The following is an 18,732-nucleotide window of genomic DNA, read 5'->3' as shown; positions in this document are numbered from 1 at the left end:
TTGTTTAATCGGTTAATTATTTATTTGTTTAATTGTTTTACTCTTGATTCGTTTAATCGTGATTATCGCTTCTTGCTTCTATTCTCTTTCCTCTATTCTCTATTTTCTATTCTCTATCATCTCACAATAAACAATCAATTAATCATTACCATTGCGCCTTTCAGCGTCAATTGCATTCCTCCGGAGACTTGTGCCATTTGACCGCCTTGGGCGCTGTATTGCATATCTGCATTTTCTTTGATGTTGAGACCTTTTATTGAGACATCTCCGCCACTTGACTGTATGTTAACACCTTGATTTCCTTTGATGGTCACATTTTGATTGGCTGAGATATTGATGTTTTTCTGACTCGATAAATCGATACCACTGCTTGACATTACGATGCTATTATTGTTTTCGTCCTGAATCGTAATTTTCTTGTCTTTATCGCTAATAATGATCGTGTTTTTGTTGGGTGTTGCAACAGTCCAAACTTTGTTTTCATCATTAAACTGTACCGAAATTCCCGATTTAGAAACAATGGCTTTTACCGAATTTTTCTGATTGGGGTCCAAACCCGTAAAAGGTTTTATGCTTGTACTGCTGTAGATACTTCCGAGAATTATGGGATATCGTGGATCTTCATTTATAAAACCCAAAATAACTTCATCTCCAACTTCGGGCATAAAGAAAGCTCCGGCTCCGCTTGTTGAATAGAAATTGGTTAGCCTTGCCCAGATTCCTTCGCCTTTTGGGTCTAGCAAAGGAACATCGACTAAAACTCGGTATTGAGAATCGGGATCTTCATCCATCTTTTTTACGGTTGCGTTAAAAAGCCCCTTTGCACCTGGAACAAGCCCCGAAGCGGGTGGTGCCATAACATCTGGTTCTTCGGTAAACCAAAATGGAGAAAGTCCGAGTGTAACTTCTGAAACCCAATTTCCTTGAGACAAATCATGCACAACTCCGCCAATGAGGTAGTCGCCATTAAAACGATCTCCAATACCGGCAAAAGTCATGTACTTTCCAGGATCAATTAAATTGGTTCCTTGAAATTTAGCTTCGCCCATTATTTTAGCATATTCGCTTTTAATAATTTGCGCTTTAGACCAATTGGTTAAATCAGCACTTTCTAGTGGGGCAGAAGTCTGCAATTGATACGTCGAGAGTCCAATAGCTTCCGATAATTTTTTTGTGGTCAAATTTCCAGCTCCGCTAACATTTGGCGCTGCATTACCGTTTACAACCGCTTGAGTTTTAAAATTCCAGCTATTGGCAGCTACGTTTCCTAATTGTGTCACAGCATTTAATTTGGCATTAAATTCAAGAAGATTATCGCCATAAGTTACCGTAAGCACAGATGTGGTGCTTTTATCAGGAGGAAAAACAGAAACTTTCCCGTTTAAAGTGGTTACGATTAAACCATTTGCCTCGGCTAGAGCCAAAATATAATCCCAATCGGTAGCATAAAATTGCACTTGTTCTGGCCAAACCGTAGTTGTGGCAGTAACATCTGCGCTTAAACCGGAATAGCTTCCAATTATAGAAGATATAATATCGCTGTCTTTCTGTTTAGAAAACGTGAGACTTTTTCTGCCTACAATCATTTTTATGGCATTATCGCGACATTCAATTTCTAGAGCAGATCCTACTAAATTATCAATGCGAATGGTCTGGCTCATGATTAAACCAGAAAAAATAACAGCGTTATTATTGTCATATCCTGCTTCTATGCTAATTGTTGCGCCAGGCACAAAAGTAGAAGAGGAGCTGGCATCAAATTTACCCGTGTTTGGTTCTCCGTCTAGGATTATGATTTTTGCAGATGCAATTCGGTTTACTTTTTTTTCGATGTGAATAGAAAGCACGCTAAGTTCATCGGCTATTGCCGATCCGTTAACTTTAACTGCGAATGTTGCGATTCCGCCACTTTTTATTTCGGTTGAAGCACTCATTAGTTTGAAGGGATTATGGGTGGAAAAATTAATTTGTCGACACCGTTGAGATTTCTGAATTTGTTAAGTTTATTATGTTCTGCAACTTGTATATAAAAGGAATCGTCATTCCAGATTTTCTGGCACAATTGCGGTAAAGACATGCCTTCAGAAACGCTTACAATATGAGTAAGGTCTGGAGATTCTGGAGCATCTGCTCTGGTTACCGTTTTCGGAGAAATATAGCGACTGAACGATAATGATATCTTGGCTCTAAGCGGACTTCCATCTGGTTTAAAAAGAGTGTAAGAGATGTCAATAGAATCGAGAACTCCGTTGAATGTAATATTCTGTCCCCATTGCACTTTTACAAAATTAGGGCGATGTATTTTACCGTTATAAGTATAAATAATCGTTTCTAAAGCGGTTATTTCTTTAGACATATCGGTACGTTTGGCATCTATGATTCCCGTACAGTCTATTACCATTTCAAAACTCAGTTTATCGCTTGGAGTGCTTTTGTATTTTTGCGAAGCCGAACTTGTTGCTGGAGCCTGCTGTTCGTTGTATTCGATGCTTTTTTGTATTTTGATATTATCAGGATTAATCATGAAAGCATATGGATTTCCGGAGAATCTATTCTGAAATTCCTCGTCTGTATATCCCGTAATTTTCATTAATTCTAAACTTGCCATTTGTGTCTTATTTTAAGTTTAAATTTTTTTAAATCCTGGTTGGTCTTTGAAATATTTTCTCTCGCAGATTTTGCAGATCGTGCGGATTTTTTAATACTTTATGCGATAGATGTCGGGAGTGGTTTAACGTTTATAACTATTCTCCTGATTTTTTTCTGCAATTAATCTTTTACATTCTTCCAGCAGCTGTTTTCTCAGAATAGACATTTCTCGTTCTTTGGTTAGCGCCGAATTTTTAGTGTTGTTTGTTACGATTTCTGTTTTAATGACAAGTTCTCTTATTTCGATTGGCATAATGGTTTAGGTAAAAAGTTTATCAAATTTGGTATCCTTAGAAATGTCAAAATAGGTGTAGGCCAGCTCAATAGATTCTATCGCAATATTGCTTTCCTGAGAGTTTAAGTCAGAAACGGCATATTTTACTGGGTAGGCATTGTTAAACGTCCATTGCATGCAGACTACGCCCGAAGCATTAAGCAGTTTTAAGATCACATTTTTGGGCTGTATTGGGTTTGATAATCCTTGATCGATGCAGTTGGCACACCAATTGACCAACTGAGATCCTGCAGGCACCATAGCTCTTTTAAGCACTAAGTTTTGACTGTTAGAAATGGTTGGGAGGCGATATTTAAATCTATTTTCGCCTCCGCAAACAATTTCTTCTACGCTTAATTCTTTAGAAATTCCAGATACCTCTTTGAAAGCCGCATCTACACCTGCAAATGAAAGTGTAAAATAAAAGCTAACGGGATAATCGTTACTTACCGCCATTTTTAATGATCAGTTGTTCGTGTGCAATTTCTATCGTGTCTACTGCAACTTCGTTACCGTCAGACTTCAAATCGGTGCTTGTAATTTTGGTTGGCCAAGCATTGTTTAGTGTCCATTGCATGGTTACGCCGCCTTTTTCATCCAATAATTTGATCAGAACGGTTCTTCTTTTAATCGTGTTCATTACGACTTGCTGATGCCAATCCCAAAAAGTATTATCATTTACAAAAATGCCACGTTTCATAGTTACGTTTCCGTATTTGGTAATTCCAGGCATTTTCTCCACAGAAAAAAGCGGACTGTTACTTTTGCGATATTCTATAATTTGATTTTCGACATCCATTCCCGTAACTTCCTGAAAAGCTACTTTGGTTAATTCTGTTCCAAGATCTACTTCGAATCTAAACTTTGGCATGGGCCATGTTGCGCCTTGTGCGCTTCCGTCATCTGTTGCCATATTATTTTATATTTAAATTAAAAATTTACTTAAGTGAGTTTTTGTTTGATTAACTAGAAGTTGCCATTTGCTGTTGAAATGTCAAGACAATGAATTCAGCCGGATGAACAACTGCAACTTTTACCGTTACATTCATGAAACCATTTAATAGATCATCTGCCGTCATTGTAGAACCCAATCCGCAGGCTACAGAAAAGGCATCAGAAGCGCTGGCTCCCTGCAGACCTCCTTGTTTCCAGATCGAACTAAGAAAACTACTGATCATAGAAATTACAGCTTCCCAAGTATTTTTATCATTAGGCTGGAAAACATAAGCTTGAGCGGCCAGTTTACAAGATTGCTCCAAGAATATCATAGTTCTGCGTACTGGAATATATCTCCAATCTTGACTGTTTCCGTCTAATGTTCTAGATCCCCAGATTAAAATTCCTAAACCATTAAATGTTCTAATGGCATTGATCGATTTACCCGAAACGGCATCAACGTTTAAATTGGCTTGCTGACTTTCAGAAATGGAAATTGGCAATGATGCCGCACCTACAATAGAAGTATTAGCAGGAGCTTCCCAAGGGCCAACAGCATTGTCTACCGTTGTAATAACGCCTGCCATAGCACCGCTTGGAGGAAGAATATTAGCATCTGCCACAATGTGTTTTATCATTAAGGAATACGTCTGACTTGCAATAAGCAAAGCATTGTGATTTTGGGTTACAGTCAAAGTGCTCGATGGATTCTGAATATTGGCAATAATAGCGGCAACGGCTGGGTTAGGAGCACTAGGCGGATTAAGAACGGCTTCTAGTTGTTTTACATCTCCACCATATAAATTAGTGTAATCAATATCAGAATTTTGCATTATTGTAGTTCCTATAAACGGGTAATACGCCATTCCGTAGTTTAATCCAACAGAACCGGTGTTCATTCTGAAGTTTGTAATGTCTTCCGTATACAAAATAGGATCTGGGGCGTCGCCACCAATAATGTCAAATAAGCACATTGCCGTTTGCATTTGCGTCGACTGAAGAAGCATAGCCTGCATTAGAGTCCCGTTGTTTTCTACGCTTAATAAAGTAGCTTCGGGACAAATATACATAGTTGGTTCCTGCTCGTTTAGCAATAGAGAAAGACCCTTTGTCAAATCATTCAATTGCACATTCGGGTTTACAACTGGAATTCCCGGAGTTCCTGGTTTTTGCGACGCAGGTCCATAAGAACCAACAGAAACAATATAAGCATCTCCACCGCCATTTTCATAAAAAAGCTTTACGCTATTGTATAAATAATAAACCGTGTTCGGATCTGGAACTATCGAGTAATACGTTCCTGCAATTAGCATGTAGTCTCCTTTTAAAGGTTGACTTTTTTCTGCTACTAAGTAGTATTCAGGTTTGTACTGTTTAGACGGACTTGCAGGAGCAGGTGGATCTGGCAAACAGAAAAAAGCCTGAAAATCAGCAAAAGATGTGATTTTTACTGGCACATTCGTATACGATTTTCCTTCGTAAGAGGCCTGTGGTGTGTACCCTATAAATGCTGGTATAGCTGTAGCTACTCCAACAACAGAATTGGGAAAAGCATTTAGTTCTTGAATGTAAACACCAGGAGTTTGAATGGTAGATAAATTCATTGATTTTAGTTTTTAATGTTCATTTTTAATAGTTTTTTATAAATAGATATACATTGGCGATGCGACATGATTTGGGTCGCTATTCTCGATTATTCCTATTCTAGAGACATCTGGATTAGGCAGTCCTTTTATAATTACTTTGGGCTTGGTATTGTTTTGATTTGCAGATGATGAATTGCTTATTAAATCAAATTTATATTTAGGCTTTTCGCTGAGCGTGATATAGGTTTTGTTTGAGGTAAACAGTAATGCCGATTCTCCTGTTTGGATCGTTACATTTTGCGGACCGTCAAATTGTATGTTTTCTTTTTCTGTAATCGAAGGATTGTTTAACTGCACCGCATTTCTATTGATAAAATAGTATTGCCATTGTGTGGCTCTTGCAGTAAAATTGATTTCAAAAAGCGCAGCATTATCAGAAGGCTTTTCTTTTAATATATCTTCAAAATAAATTTTTAAATGACCAAAATGAGTCGATACAGGTTTATTTTCTAAAGTTTGGTTAAGGACTATTTTACCCTCATTGTTAAGGTTTTTAGGATCTTGACTAGAGTAAGTAACCGCTCCAATCCAATTAATGGGTAATGTTGTAAAGAGAATAAAATTAGGATTAGAGCATTTTATATCAAACTCAAAGTAGTTTTGCTGTGTGGTTTGCGCTATATAATTGAATAACTCTGATAATGATGATTTTGTATTCGAATATAAATCGAGTCCGTTAGAAATATGATTTATTTTAAAGCCAAATTTTTTGAATATCTTATCTGTATTATGATTGGGAACAAAGTGAAGACAATTACATTTTCCGCTATCAAAAAAAGTATGATAGGCTGCAATACCAAAGGTTTTTATGTAATTGCTCTGTATCATTTGGAAATGGTGTTATTCGTGTTTTTTACAGAAGGTATGATCTCCATAATTTCATGACTCTGAACTTTTATCAGCTTCATTTTGTAAATAATAGAAGGCTGATATTTTGCTGCCATCGCTGTCCACAAACTGTGCATTTGATGGTAAGAGATCTTTTCGTACTCAAATTCTAATCGGCTTAAGCCATCTGGAATAGAAGAAGAGGACGACGCATCGATATAATTATTAATCTGAAAGAAGGCGATTATGGCGTCTAAAAACTTTAAAGATTCGGAATAATCATCAAAGTTGCTGCTAATCAATAAGTCAATGTTGTATCTTTCTGTCGGATTGAAATTAGAATAGTTTCCGCTTTCTAATTTCTGGTTTCTAATATAAAAAGGCTGATTGGTTTCTTTTTCAATATTTATTAGAGATAAAACGACTTTGTTCTGGTTTACTTTTGGTAAAGTTCCACTTGGTTCAATAAGATAGTTCACAACGGTTTTGTCTTCGGTTAAAGCAAAACGATTTTTTAAAAACTGTCCCAATAATTTATTCGTAAATTGAAGCGATTGATGTATCATCGTATTTAACTCTTAAATTAATTCAGTGCTAATAGCGCATCGATTGGCTATTTGTATTTGTAAAAGTAACTGACAATTAGATTTGTACGAGAATTTTGCAATATACTTTTCATAGACAGGGACAAAAGATGTTTAGCATTTTTGTAGACAAAATATAGACAGAAAAAACTTTGTCTACGCTTTGTCTCAAATAGAGGTATAAACGGCTGAAATGTAGAGAAAAGTTTTAGCAATATGGAAAAGGCACCTTTAAAAAAAGTACGGATTAAAATGTTTTATGGAAAATTTAAAAGAGTGTAATGCAAACGAAGAAAATCATAAAATGGATAGCATAAAACGATCTTTTGTACTGCTAGAATAGAATAAGCATTACAATGGCAGGAGATATAAATAAGAGAAAAGATAATTTACGAAACTGTTCTGAGGTACGAAATGATATCATCTTCTTTTTTAAGCGTTAGTTTCTTTTTAAGACGATATTTATGAGTTCTAACACTTTCTTGATTAATGCCAAGAAGATTGGTAATGTCATTGTTGCTCATATTCATTTTAATATAGCAGCAGTATTTTAAATCTCGAGAACTTAAAGACGGATGTTTTTTGGCAAGAGCCAGAAGAAAATTTGGATTTGATTGTTCAAAATAGATTTTAAAGTCGTCCCAGAGTTTATTGTCGTTCGCGACTGTCTTTATCGAATTTACAATAGACATTAGTTCAATTCTGGTGGCATCGTCTACGTTTGGATAGAGATAAGAGATACGTTCTTTTACTTTTAAAAGCACTTCAACCTTTTGATCCAGTTCCATTACGTAATGGCTTAATTTATTGGAGTTATTCTTCTGAAAAGCGGCTTCTGCAAACGTCGCTGCTGGTTTGATTTGCGGTTCTGTTTTTTTAAGAAGAAAGATAGATTGAATTCGATAAATTAAAAAATCGGTATTCTTAATCTGATTGTACGGATAAGTAAAAACAATGTTTTGTTTTGTCCAGCATAATGATTCGCATTCATAATTTTGGGTCAAGTATAAAATGGGAATATTTCTTTTATCAGAATTGAAATTGGTATCATTTAAAACGAGCTGGTTTTGTTTGAATCCTAAAATCACTAAATCAGGATTTAAAGAGTTTATCGCATTTTTCAAATCTAATCCTGTTGATACAGAAACGGTAGAAAACGTATAAGCAGATACTATTGATATAGCATTTAATATCATAGTCAGTATCGTGACATCGTCACATCCAATTACTATAGATTTTTTTTCGAGCATTTTTGGGGTAGTTTATTGCTTTTGTATGCAGTACTAATTTCTAATACTGTATATGAATGAAAAATAGATAATAACATTTTCGTCGTTATAAACGGCTCTAACCATCAGATCGAGTTTAATCAATGGATAAACTCAAATCTCCCACCAACATTAATAACTTGATTTAATAAAATAGAATAGATATTTTGATTATTTGTGGCTTGTAAATTAAAGGGATGTAAATTTATTTAATATATAGGAATATTACTATAAGTACTATTACGTGTTTTTATATCTATTTGTGTTAATTAACAATTTTATGACTTTAAGTTTTAAAAAATCTACAAAAAGGCCTTTCAATAGTCTCTGAAGCATTCTTGATCTAGGTGAATTATAATATTGATTTATGATAAGGCGACAAGCACCTTTTTGATATTGGCAGCAATACGTCGCTAACCGCAGAATTTCTAACCATGATGATGAGGTGTGGATTGAGGTGCATGATGTAAAAAACACCTGATTTTACCATTGTTGCATTTTAACGGTTCAAGGTTCATTTTACTATTTCTGGTTTCAGATTATAATCTGAAACCATTTCAAGCGGTTCAAACAGAAAGATTCAAATTTTTCATTTTAACTTTAAGTATTGTTTCAATCCAGTTTTTTTAAATGATAGAAGAAGAGCTGATTTTAATTGAGTGTGTAATGAACTTATAAGGTAAAATAAAGTATTAATTTAAATACAACTAGACCTATGGCCGCTATTCCTGACGAATTGTACAATGTTAAATTTGCAGCGTATTTTGATTCCATGAAAGAATTGTATATTCTCGATCAAAAATTTAAAGTAATATGTGATGCTTACTGTGCAAGCACTGCAAAAACGGAACTTTATAAGGATAGAAGTGAAAAAAATTATCGTCGTAAGATGAAGTTTGAAAATCTTTCTAGGGAATTGGAAGAAGAAATACTGTTCTATATTATGAGAAATAGATAATTACTTTTTTTAGTCTATTTTGAAAGTGCTATTTCGGATACCGTTTTCCATTGTGCTATTTTTTTCTCTTTCGTTAAACCTGCATTTAATCCGCTAGTTGAAGGCAGGGTTATATAAGTGATTCCTTCTTGCGGAGCTGTATGTTTTAAAAAATACTTTGCAGCGGCTTTGCTTTCAAAAAAGACATATTTTATATTAGGATACTGTTTATGCAAACCTTCAAAATCATTAATTGTTTCTTCGGTAATAGAGGCATCGCTGCTTCCTTCTCTTTTACAGCTTTGTAAAACATTCCAAAGACCAATGTTGTACTTTTTTACTAGTGCTTTTCGATCTTCATAAGAGGCGCTAAATTCTTCCTCAAAAATAGCAAACAAAATTTTCCAGAAAAGATTTCCTCGGTTTGCATAATATTGTTGCTTCGCAATAGACTGCTCACCCGCCATTGTACCCATAATTAGAATAATTGTAGAATGGTCAATTAAGGGATCAAGGGCTTTTTTTAGCATTTGTTTGTTTTTTTGCAAAATTACCGATTATTTAATAAAGTATAAACAAGATAAAAATCCTTTAGAATTCAATTATTTCTGAGCTTTTTCAAACTTTCTATTTGTAGTGAAATATTTATTTAACATATTTTGTAGTATTTATATTGCAATATTGTAAATAATTCTTTTATATTCGTAAATTCTAATTGTAGGATTTTTACTATATTTAAATGAATTATTAACCAACCAATGTAAATGATTATGAGAAAAATTAGTAAGTATTCCGTCTGTTTTTTTGTTGCACTTTTTTTATTGTCGTGTAGCAATGATGAATTAGAAACAAATCAAGAAACAGTAAAAGATGTTAAGTCCAAATTAGAATTAGCAAAATTTTCAAATCCCAATATTGCCCAAAATGTTGAAGCCGATTTTGAAAATGCCAACGAAATTGAAAAAGATAATTTTAAAATTTCTGAATTTTCAGCCAAAGAAAAAGTTGTAAATTATTTTGAGTCTGATCTGCTGCAAAATCAATTGAAATATCAAGGTGTTACAATTGAAAATGATGGCAAAACGCATTCTTATTTTTTAGAGGTTTATACGTTTAAAAAAAGCGCCACTTATCCGGAGAGTATCACAAAGTTTAAAGACTTTTCAGGAGGATTGAATGTGTATTCGTTTGAAGGGGAAAATTTGGGTTCAGTTGGAGTTATAAACGGTAAGGCAAAAAATATTTCTGGAAAGGAAGAGTTGGATATTTTGACAGAAGCAATAAATTTGTTTTATGTTCCTTCGGATATTACAAGCAAAATACCTTTGTGCGACGCAACATATACACAAACTGTATGGCTAACTCAAGACGTTTGGCGAATAATTAGTAACGGTCCGAAGATTTTAGAGGTTATCTATGTCGGCGAAAAGGTTACAAAAAGTACTACTATCTTGCCTTATCCTTGTGATGGTTCAGGAGATGTAGAAGCTATAAAGTTACAGCGAATGGCACATTATTCGCATTATAGCGAAAATGGACAATATATTGGGGAGAGTTCCATTCCAGAATCTGCTTTAGCCGATTACTATATTCTTATAAATAAAAACAGATTATGTGGAACATACAATTTCAAAGCGGTAGGTAACGCCTATGTTGCAAACATATCAGGACTTGGGTTTTCAGCATCTAGTCCTAGTGGAGATAAAGTATTTACAAATTTACCAACAGTCTGTGTAACAATTCCCAATTATAATATGAAATTAGCACAATCTTCTGTCCAATTCAACACTGCTTGGGCAAATACGATGAATGAATTGATGACTTATTTAAATAATACTTCAGGAATTATAAATCCAACTCCATGGAAGCTTCGAGAACTAACATTGGAGTTTTTAACTGCCAATTTAAATTATTCAGCAGGTTTGAATTCAGGCGTTTCTATTATTACTGGAACATGTTCGGGTGTTCCTTCTTCAACAGCTATTTATTGTAAATAAAATCTTTTTCTTATGAATGACAAATTTTTAAACATTAGCATTGATGATCTTTCTGATAGCTTTTCAGAGATAAGTAATTGTATTAAGAAATATTATCCAATAGGGCTAACAAGAGAAGATGAAAATTACTTTTCGTATTCAGGAATAGTTGCATTGAATGAAATAATTAAGAAAAACGATGAAAAAGAATGGAATATTGGGCTTTTGGAAAAGTTAAAATTAGATTTTCATGACATATCTGAGACAACCGCAGGATTAGTTCCTAATTTCTCTGGAGTTATAAAATTAAACAACACTTTTGAGGGTAGGACAGAATTACATTTTTATAAAAGCTTGATAGGGAATTATTTTACTATTGAAGTCTTAGAAAATATCCATCTTAAGGAAATTTCTCATCCTGTTTTTGGCAAACGAAAAACTTGGGCTATTGAGAATATAGTTGTTTCGCCTGTTGGAGAATATGAAGAAGTTTTTCTGAAAGTATATCAATCAATTGTTGAAAAATATAAGGGAGTAAAATTTCTTCCTTATATTTTTGATTTATATAATATAAACAATTTAGATGTGCCTTACAAATCGAATAATGAGGTAGTAACTATCGCTGGAGCATTTTTTCAAAAATTTTCATCTTATGAAAAATCAATCACAATAATTGGAGATATTAATTATCAAATTGATCGATTAAAAAAGGATGGCGACAATGGAAAGCTAGCACAAACGTCCCACTCGTGAAAGAAAAATACGAATGCTTCACATGAGATGATGAGTACAAAATACTTAGATGTCATGTATCCATTTTTAAAAAGAAGTGGCGAAAAGTGAGTCCCAAATGCTTTCGGCATTGCGCAGCACTAATGAAGAATACTTTATGGAAAAGTATTAATTACTAAAAAAATAATTTTATGATAGAACAACTTCTAAAAAAAACCAACGATAAAAAGTTTTATAATGATTGCGATTTAAAACTTGAATCTTACAGGTTTCAAACTTCAGATCACACTTTAGAAATGATATTTTCAATTAATCAGAACAGCTATGACATTCCTATTGAATATGAAGAATGGAAAATTACTTGTTTAAAAACAGAAAAATTCGACGGATTCTTTTGGAGTTTAACTTTGCCTTACGTAAAGATGAAAATCTTGGAGCATCATCCATTATTACTAATTTTTCATGAAAACATAATCGAATGTGAAATCCAAGGTAAACCTTTGAACGTAAATGAATTTATAGGTGAAATAAGTAATATTCTGGAGAAAGAGACTGGAAATTGGATTACTGTAAATGAATACTTATGGAATAATGAAGAATTCTACCAAAAATATTCAAAGCGAGCAATTACGATACCTAAGTCTCTAGGTAACTCTATAATGCAAGTTTGTAAAAAGCATGACATGGATTTTCAAATAAAAAATGAAGTTATTGGTGAAAAGAAAGGTTATAAAGATAAATCAAATGTTAAAATTCTAATATTTGGTAATGAAGATGTTAGCCCAAACGATTTTAATCTTTGTCAGCCCTATATAATTGCAGAAGAATTTATCGCAGAAAGAATTAAATAATGCGAATAGATATAGTTGAATAGTAAATTTTCTAGAACTAGAGGAGATTTAAAAATATTCTTGCTCCTTGAAGAGTTCCAAAACTGAATTGAAAAAAATGCGCAAATGTCTCTTTTAAGACTTTTGCGCATTTTTTTTATATTAGAAAGATATCAGCTTTTTAAACCACAGAACAAGCACTTTTATTCTCTTTCACCAAAGGTTTAAGTCCAAGATTTTGAAACATTTGCATGTCTTCAGAAAGACCTGGATTTGGTGTTACCAATAAAGTTTCGCGTTCTCCTGTAAAAATAGAATTGGCTCCAGCCATAAAACACCAAGCTTGTTCTTCTTCGGTCATTTCGATGCGTCCTGCACTTAAGCGTACAACAGCAGCAGGCATAATGATACGCGCAGTCGCAATCATTCGAACCATATCCCAAAGAGGCACTTTTGGGTTGTTTTCTAAAGGTGTTCCTTTTACTCTTGCCAAAGCATTTACAGGAACAGATTCTGGATGAACGGGCATAGTAGCCAAAGTTGCCAGCATAGAAACGCGATCTGCAGGAGTTTCTCCTAAACCGATTATTCCACCAGAACAAACTGTGATTCCTGCTTTTCTGACATTATTAATGGTATCAAGACGCTGATCAAACTTACGTGTACTGATGATTTCGTCATAATAACTTTCAGAAGTGTCCAAATTATGATTGTAGGCATACAAACCCGCTTCTTGCAGACGTATAGCTTGTTCTTCGGTAAGCATTCCTAGCGTACAGCAAACTTCTAGTCCAAGATCGTTAACGCCTTTTACCATTTCAATAACGCGGTCAAAATCTTTGTTATCACGAACTTCACGCCAAGCGGCAGCCATACAAAAACGAGAGGAACCGCCATCTTTTGCTTTTTGTGCGTGTTCCAATACTTTTTCGGTTGGCAATAAAGCTTGAACTTTAATATCGGTATGGTAACGTGCTGCTTGTCCGCAATAAGAACAATCTTCAGGACAGCCGCCTGTTTTTACAGAAAGCAAGGTGCAAACCTGTATTTCTGAAGGTTTATGCCAATTGCGGTGTACAGTTGCAGCCTCATAAACTAATTCTAATAAAGGCTTATCGTATATAGCTTGAATTTCTTCTCTGCTCCAGTCGTTTCTTATTTGTCCGTTCATTTTTTCTTTTGATGCTTTATGATTTTTAGCCAAAAGTATTGTTTTGCTGTATCATCAAAATGTACCACTTTTTATATTTTGAGTAGTCCGGTTTATAAGTGCAAGTTCGAAGCGTTTAGAATCGCAGTGCTTAATTATTCATAAAAACTAAATATATTGTTGATACATTATTAAAAGGAAATAAAAACAACTGTAAGAACAACGATAACAAATATTACAGATTAAGCTTTCTGTATTGCAAAGGAGAAATCTGTTTTAGTTCTTTAAACTTTCGATTGAAATTAGAGATATTATTAAAACCGCATAATTCTGCAATTTCCAAAACGGAAAGTTCTTGATTGTTCGATAATAATTTTGCAGCTCTTTCAATACGCACTTCGATAAGAAATTGAAAAAAAGATTTGTTGGTACGAACTTTAAAATACCGACAGAAAGCATTTTTAGTCATGCTAGCGATCGAAGCTATTTCATTTAGTGTTATATTTTTGTGGAAATTCGTCATTACATACTCAAACACAATCTGCATTCTTTTGCCTTCATTATCCGTTATTTTCTTTTGATACAAATAATTAGAAAGCGGAGTAGTTTCTGATGTTGAAAGCCATTTTAGAATATCTAGAAATAGTATAAAGCGCGTGTAGTTATCAGCATTCTTCAATTTCTTAAAATACTTGACCACTTTTTTTGGTGCGTTATGAATAATAAATCCATTCTTGCTGCTTTCTAGAATGGGTTGGATATTTCGAAAAGTAGACAATTCAAAAAAATCTTTCCCAAAAGAATTGAAAGTAAAGAATAAAGTCCGCATTACCGAAACCTCATTTTCCTGAACATCGCTTCTAAAAACATGAGGCAAATTACTTCCAATTACGAGTATATCGCCCTCACGATATTGCGAGATTGTATCGCCAGCAAAAACGTCACCTTCTCCTTTTTCGATAAAACTAATCTGAATTTCTTCGTGCTGATGTAATTTATCATAAAACGATACTTCTATATCTTCCTGATAAATAAGGGGATCCTCTCCAGATTTTGGAATTTTAAAGGGGAAAACTTTCATATAGTGGTTAGTTAGTTACTATCAAATATATTGTATTTGATCAAAAAATGATGCTATAATGCTCTATTTTTTAAGTTTTGTAACTGTACAGGGTAATATAGTATTGTTTTGTGGTAATTTTTGAAAGGCTAACTCTCTTGTTTCTAGATAATTTTGGCTTATATAAAAAATTAAAATTATGAGTATTCAATGGAATGGCGTTATGCCAGCGGTAACTACAAAATTTACTGCAGATGATAAATTAGACTTCAAAATGTTTGAAGTTAATATGAAAGCGCAATTAGATGCTGGAGTGTCAGGGATTATTTTAGGAGGCACTTTAGGCGAAGCCAGCACACTTTTAGAAGACGAAAAAAGAGAATTAGTAAAACATACTGTTTTGCTTACCGAAAATAAAGTGCCTGTAATTATGAATATTGCAGAGCAAACTACAAAAGGAGCCATTTTGGCAGCCAATAAAGCAGAACAAGATGGAGCAAAAGGATTAATGATGTTGCCTCCAATGCGTTACAAAGCATCAGATTTTGAAACGGTGGCTTTTTATAGTGAAGTAGCTAAGAATACAACACTTCCTATAATGGTTTACAACAATCCTATTGATTATAAAATCGATGTTACTCTAGACATGTTCGAAGAGTTATTGAAATTCGATAACATTCAGGCTGTAAAAGAATCTACAAGAGATATTTCGAACGTGACTAGAATGATTAATCGTTTTGGAGATCGCTTAAAAATATTATCGGGAGTTGACACATTGGCTTTAGAAAGTCTATTAATGGGGTCAGACGGTTGGGTTTCTGGATTGGGCTGTGCTTTCCCTGCTGAAACGGTAGCCATTTACAAATTAGCCAAAGCAGGAAGAAAAGAAGAAGCTTTGAAAATCTACAGATGGTTTTTGCCTTTATTAGAATTGGATATTAATTCATTCTTGGTTCAGAATATCAAATTGGCTGAAGTTGCAACAGGAATTGGTTCAGAACATGTTCGTGCACCGAGATTGCCATTGCAAGGAGCAGAAAAAGAAAGAGTTCTAGCAATTATCGCTGAAGGAATACGTACAAGACCAACTTTGCCAGAGTATAAAAATTTATAAAAGCATTTTGCAGATTGGCTTTTAGTTATCAATCTCGGTCCCAGCGCCAGTCTCAGTCATAATGTTAGGGGAGATTTTTACTGAGACTGCGACCGAAAACTGCGGCTAGAAAATATTCATTTATAGCATAAAAACATGATTACAGGAAAAAATTATATAGGAAGCCAGCTTAAAGCCAGCGGTTCAAAAGTCTTGAAAACGTTCAACCCATTATTGAACAAAGAAAATCCTTGGGTTTTTATAGAGGCAACTCAGGATGAAATTGAAGAGGCGGTTACTTTGGCCAACCAAGCATTTGCGATTTATAGAAAGAAATCAGGTCTTGAAAAAGCTAAATTCTTAAACACAATTGCTGATGAAATTTTAGCTTTAGGTGATGTTCTCTTAGAGCAATACTGCATCGAATCGGGTTATCTGAAAGGGAGAGCAGAAGGGGAACGCGGACGGATGATAGGTCAGTTGCGAGCTTTCGCCGAAATGCTTACAGAAGGAAGTTGGGTTCAAGCAACGATTGATACTGCAATAGTCGACAGACAACCTGCACCAAGAGAAGATTTGCGCAAAATGTTAGTTCCTCTAGGGCCCATAGTGGTTTTTGGATCAAGCAACTTTCCTTTTGCATTCTCTACAAGCGGTGGAGATACAGCTTCGGCTTTGGCGTCGGGCTGTCCGGTTATTGTAAAAAGCCATTCCATGCATATCGGAACAGGCGAAATGGTAGCTTCAGCTATTATAAAAGCAGCTGAGAAAACTAATATGCCAGAAGGTGTCTTTTCTAATCTTGTAGGCGACGGTAGAACTCTTGGAACAAGTTTGGTAAAGCATCCGTTGGTAAAAGGGGTAGGTTTTACGGGAAGCATTAAAGGAGGTCGTGCTTTGTGCGATTTAGCGGCTCAACGTCCAGAACCAATTCCGGTATTTGCTGAAATGGGAAGCATCAATCCTGTGGTGCTTTTGCCTCAAGCGTTGAAAAAAAATAGTCAAAAATGGGCGACAGCTTATGCAGGTTCTATCACTTTAGGAGCAGGGCAGTTTTGTACCAATCCAGGATTATTATTAGCTTTAAAAGGCGAAGAATTGAATGAGTTTGAAGAAAACCTTAATCAAGCTATCGAAAAAATTCAGCCTGGCTGCATGTTGCATCCTTCTATTTATGCTGATTTCAATAGCGGAATTGCAAAAATTGAAGCACAGAACGGAGTCTCTAAAATTGCTCAGTTTAAAGGAGAGACAATTCCAAATCATGGTACTCCTACAGTTTTAAAGGTTGACGGAAAAGAATTTTTAGAGAATAAAATATTACATAACGAAGTGTTTGGTCCATTTTCTATTTTAATTGAATGCGAAAAGGAGACTGAACTAATAGAAGTGATCTCTAAACTAGAAGGGCAGCTAACGGGAACAATCATAAGCGAAGAGAACGAAATAGAAACGCATAAAGAGATTATTTCTGCTTTGCAAAATCGTGTGGGGCGCTTGATTTTTAATGGTGTGCCTACGGGAGTTGAGGTTTGCGCTTCGATGATTCACGGCGGACCTTATCCGGCATCGTCAGATTCACGCTATACTGCCGTAGGGATTCACGCAGTTTACAGATGGGTTAGACCCTTAAGCTATCAGAATTGGCCAAATGATTTGTTGCCTGCTGAATTGCAAAACGAGAATCCGTTGCAAATTGTTCGTACAATAAATAATAAACTAACACTATCTCAAATATAAAATGGTAAAGAAAACTTTTTTTTGCGTAGATGCTCATACCTGCGGGAATCCAGTTCGGGTTGTTGCCGGTGGCGGACCAAATCTGCAAGGTGATTCAATGAGTGAAAAACGGCAGCATTTCTTAAAAGAATACGACTGGATTCGTAAAGGCTTAATGTTTGAACCAAGAGGACATGATATGATGAGTGGCAGTATTTTGTATCCACCAAGCGATCCTAAAAACGATGTTGGTATCTTATTTATAGAAACTTCGGGCTGTTTGCCAATGTGCGGACACGGAACAATAGGAACTATTACAATTGCTGTCGAAGAAGGTTTGGTCACTCCAAAAGTTCCCGGAATTATCAAAATGGAAGCTCCTGCAGGTTTAGTGCATATCGAATATCAGCAAACGGGCAAAAAGGTAGATTGGGTACGTCTGACCAACGTAAAATCGTATCTAGCAGCGGAAGGTCTTACCATTGATTGTGAAGAATTGGGTGAGATTGTTTTTGATGTGGCTTATGGAGGAAATTATTATGCTATCGTCGATCCGCAAAAGAATTTTTCTGGTGTTCAGAATTTTACGGCAAGCAAAATTATTCAGTATAGTCAGGAACTTCGCAAAATGATTAATGAAAAATACCCAAATTATTTCATTCATCCAGAAAATGATACTATTCGAGATGTATCACATCTGTTATGGACAGGAGCGCCTATAGATTCTACTTCGTCTGGAAGGAATGCTGTTTTTTATGGCGATAAAGCAATTGACCGTTCACCATGCGGAACAGGAACATCAGCCCGAATGGCACAATTGTATGCTAAAGGAAAACTAAAAAAAGGAGAGGAGTTTATTCACGAAAGTTATATCGGAAGTAAGTTTATTGGAAAAGTGGTAGAAGAAACTTCTATAGGAGATATTCCCGCAATTGTTCCAAGCATACAAGGCTGGGCAAAAGTATATGGATACAATACTATTATAATTGATGAAAGCGATGATCCTTATGCTTTTGGATTTCAGGTTATTTAAGAAAATCAATTAGTAGT

Annotated in this window: 19 protein-coding genes; 7 read left to right on the top strand and 12 right to left on the bottom strand. The window is 34.9% G+C overall.

The genetic code is table 11. The features are described 5' to 3' along the window. Window positions 1-134: 134 nt before the first annotated feature. The 9 genes from vgrG to QLQ95_RS22325 all read right to left on the bottom strand — a co-directional run bounded on the left by vgrG (window position 135) and on the right by QLQ95_RS22325 (window position 8,167). Complete coding sequence (gene vgrG, locus QLQ95_RS22365) at window positions 135-1,934, bottom strand: type VI secretion system tip protein VgrG (RefSeq protein ID WP_482501750.1); 1,800 nt, start codon at window positions 1,932-1,934, stop codon at window positions 135-137. Beyond that, window positions 1,934-2,608, bottom strand: a complete 675-nt coding sequence (locus tag QLQ95_RS22360; protein WP_095930124.1) for a CIS tube protein — start codon at window positions 2,606-2,608, stop codon at window positions 1,934-1,936. Before QLQ95_RS22360 ends, vgrG begins: the two co-directional genes overlap by 1 nt. Before the next feature lie 123 nt (window positions 2,609-2,731). Beyond that, complete coding sequence (locus tag QLQ95_RS22355; RefSeq protein WP_172426911.1) at window positions 2,732-2,902, bottom strand: DUF5908 family protein; 171 nt, start codon at window positions 2,900-2,902, stop codon at window positions 2,732-2,734. A 6-nt stretch (window positions 2,903-2,908) separates the two neighbouring features. Then, window positions 2,909-3,379 (bottom strand): phage tail protein, encoded by a 471-nt coding sequence (locus tag QLQ95_RS22350; protein WP_250837618.1) that lies wholly within the window; start codon window positions 3,377-3,379, stop codon window positions 2,909-2,911. Then, window positions 3,366-3,836: a phage tail protein gene (locus QLQ95_RS22345; RefSeq protein ID WP_095930122.1), complete on the bottom strand. Its 471-nt coding sequence runs from the start codon at window positions 3,834-3,836 to the stop codon at window positions 3,366-3,368. The genes QLQ95_RS22350 and QLQ95_RS22345 overlap by 14 nt, the downstream gene beginning before the upstream one ends. Window positions 3,837-3,885: 49 nt before the next feature. Next, window positions 3,886-5,463, bottom strand: coding sequence for a phage tail sheath family protein (locus QLQ95_RS22340; protein WP_482501747.1), 1,578 nt, complete (start codon window positions 5,461-5,463; stop codon window positions 3,886-3,888). Between the two features lie 36 nt (window positions 5,464-5,499). Beyond that, window positions 5,500-6,333: a hypothetical protein gene (locus tag QLQ95_RS22335; RefSeq protein ID WP_320494882.1), complete on the bottom strand. Its 834-nt coding sequence runs from the start codon at window positions 6,331-6,333 to the stop codon at window positions 5,500-5,502. Next, window positions 6,330-6,899, bottom strand: coding sequence for a Pvc16 family protein (locus tag QLQ95_RS22330; protein ID WP_320494883.1), 570 nt, complete (start codon window positions 6,897-6,899; stop codon window positions 6,330-6,332). Before QLQ95_RS22330 ends, QLQ95_RS22335 begins: the two co-directional genes overlap by 4 nt. Before the next feature lie 407 nt (window positions 6,900-7,306). Then, window positions 7,307-8,167, bottom strand: coding sequence for a helix-turn-helix transcriptional regulator (locus QLQ95_RS22325; protein WP_482501744.1), 861 nt, complete (start codon window positions 8,165-8,167; stop codon window positions 7,307-7,309). A 733-nt stretch (window positions 8,168-8,900) separates the two neighbouring features. On the opposite strand from QLQ95_RS22325, the gene QLQ95_RS22320 reads away from it, so the two are divergent. Continuing rightward, window positions 8,901-9,143: a hypothetical protein gene (locus QLQ95_RS22320; protein ID WP_095930117.1), complete on the top strand. Its 243-nt coding sequence runs from the start codon at window positions 8,901-8,903 to the stop codon at window positions 9,141-9,143. A 14-nt stretch (window positions 9,144-9,157) separates the two neighbouring features. Here the strand turns inward: QLQ95_RS22320 and QLQ95_RS22315 are convergent, their stop codons facing one another. Next, complete coding sequence (locus QLQ95_RS22315) at window positions 9,158-9,652, bottom strand: DNA-deoxyinosine glycosylase (RefSeq protein ID WP_320494885.1); 495 nt, start codon at window positions 9,650-9,652, stop codon at window positions 9,158-9,160. Between the two features lie 240 nt (window positions 9,653-9,892). On the opposite strand from QLQ95_RS22315, the gene QLQ95_RS22310 reads away from it, so the two are divergent. The 3 genes from QLQ95_RS22310 (at window position 9,893) to QLQ95_RS22300 (ending at window position 12,681) form a co-directional block, all read left to right on the top strand. Next, on the top strand, window positions 9,893-11,119 hold the full coding sequence (locus QLQ95_RS22310) for a hypothetical protein (protein ID WP_482501741.1): 1,227 nt from the start codon (window positions 9,893-9,895) through the stop codon (window positions 11,117-11,119). 12 nt (window positions 11,120-11,131) lie between these two features. Next, window positions 11,132-11,851, top strand: coding sequence for a hypothetical protein (locus QLQ95_RS22305; protein ID WP_320494887.1), 720 nt, complete (start codon window positions 11,132-11,134; stop codon window positions 11,849-11,851). 170 nt (window positions 11,852-12,021) lie between these two features. After that, on the top strand, window positions 12,022-12,681 hold the full coding sequence (locus QLQ95_RS22300) for a hypothetical protein (RefSeq protein ID WP_320494888.1): 660 nt from the start codon (window positions 12,022-12,024) through the stop codon (window positions 12,679-12,681). A 160-nt stretch (window positions 12,682-12,841) separates the two neighbouring features. Here QLQ95_RS22300 and bioB read toward each other — a convergent pair whose 3' ends face one another. Both bioB and QLQ95_RS22290 read right to left on the bottom strand, forming a co-directional pair. Next, window positions 12,842-13,831, bottom strand: coding sequence for a biotin synthase BioB (gene bioB / locus QLQ95_RS22295; RefSeq protein ID WP_320495004.1), 990 nt, complete (start codon window positions 13,829-13,831; stop codon window positions 12,842-12,844). 214 nt (window positions 13,832-14,045) lie between these two features. Beyond that, window positions 14,046-14,891, bottom strand: coding sequence for an AraC family transcriptional regulator (locus tag QLQ95_RS22290; RefSeq protein ID WP_095930111.1), 846 nt, complete (start codon window positions 14,889-14,891; stop codon window positions 14,046-14,048). A gap of 178 nt (window positions 14,892-15,069) precedes the next feature. On the opposite strand from QLQ95_RS22290, the gene QLQ95_RS22285 reads away from it, so the two are divergent. The 3 genes from QLQ95_RS22285 (at window position 15,070) to QLQ95_RS22275 (ending at window position 18,715) form a co-directional block, all read left to right on the top strand. Then, complete coding sequence (locus QLQ95_RS22285; RefSeq protein WP_320494890.1) at window positions 15,070-15,984, top strand: dihydrodipicolinate synthase family protein; 915 nt, start codon at window positions 15,070-15,072, stop codon at window positions 15,982-15,984. A 135-nt stretch (window positions 15,985-16,119) separates the two neighbouring features. Beyond that, window positions 16,120-17,703 carry an aldehyde dehydrogenase (NADP(+)) gene (locus QLQ95_RS22280; protein WP_482501738.1) on the top strand — a complete coding sequence of 528 codons (1,584 nt, stop codon included), beginning with the start codon at window positions 16,120-16,122 and terminating at the stop codon, window positions 17,701-17,703. A gap of 1 nt (window position 17,704) precedes the next feature. Continuing rightward, window positions 17,705-18,715 (top strand): 4-hydroxyproline epimerase, encoded by a 1,011-nt coding sequence (locus QLQ95_RS22275; RefSeq protein ID WP_482501737.1) that lies wholly within the window; start codon window positions 17,705-17,707, stop codon window positions 18,713-18,715. The last annotated feature ends 17 nt before the right edge of the window (window positions 18,716-18,732 follow it).

This window comes from Flavobacterium sp. B330r (assembly GCF_056824325.1).
This window is presented reverse-complemented; position numbering and strand designations above follow the sequence as displayed.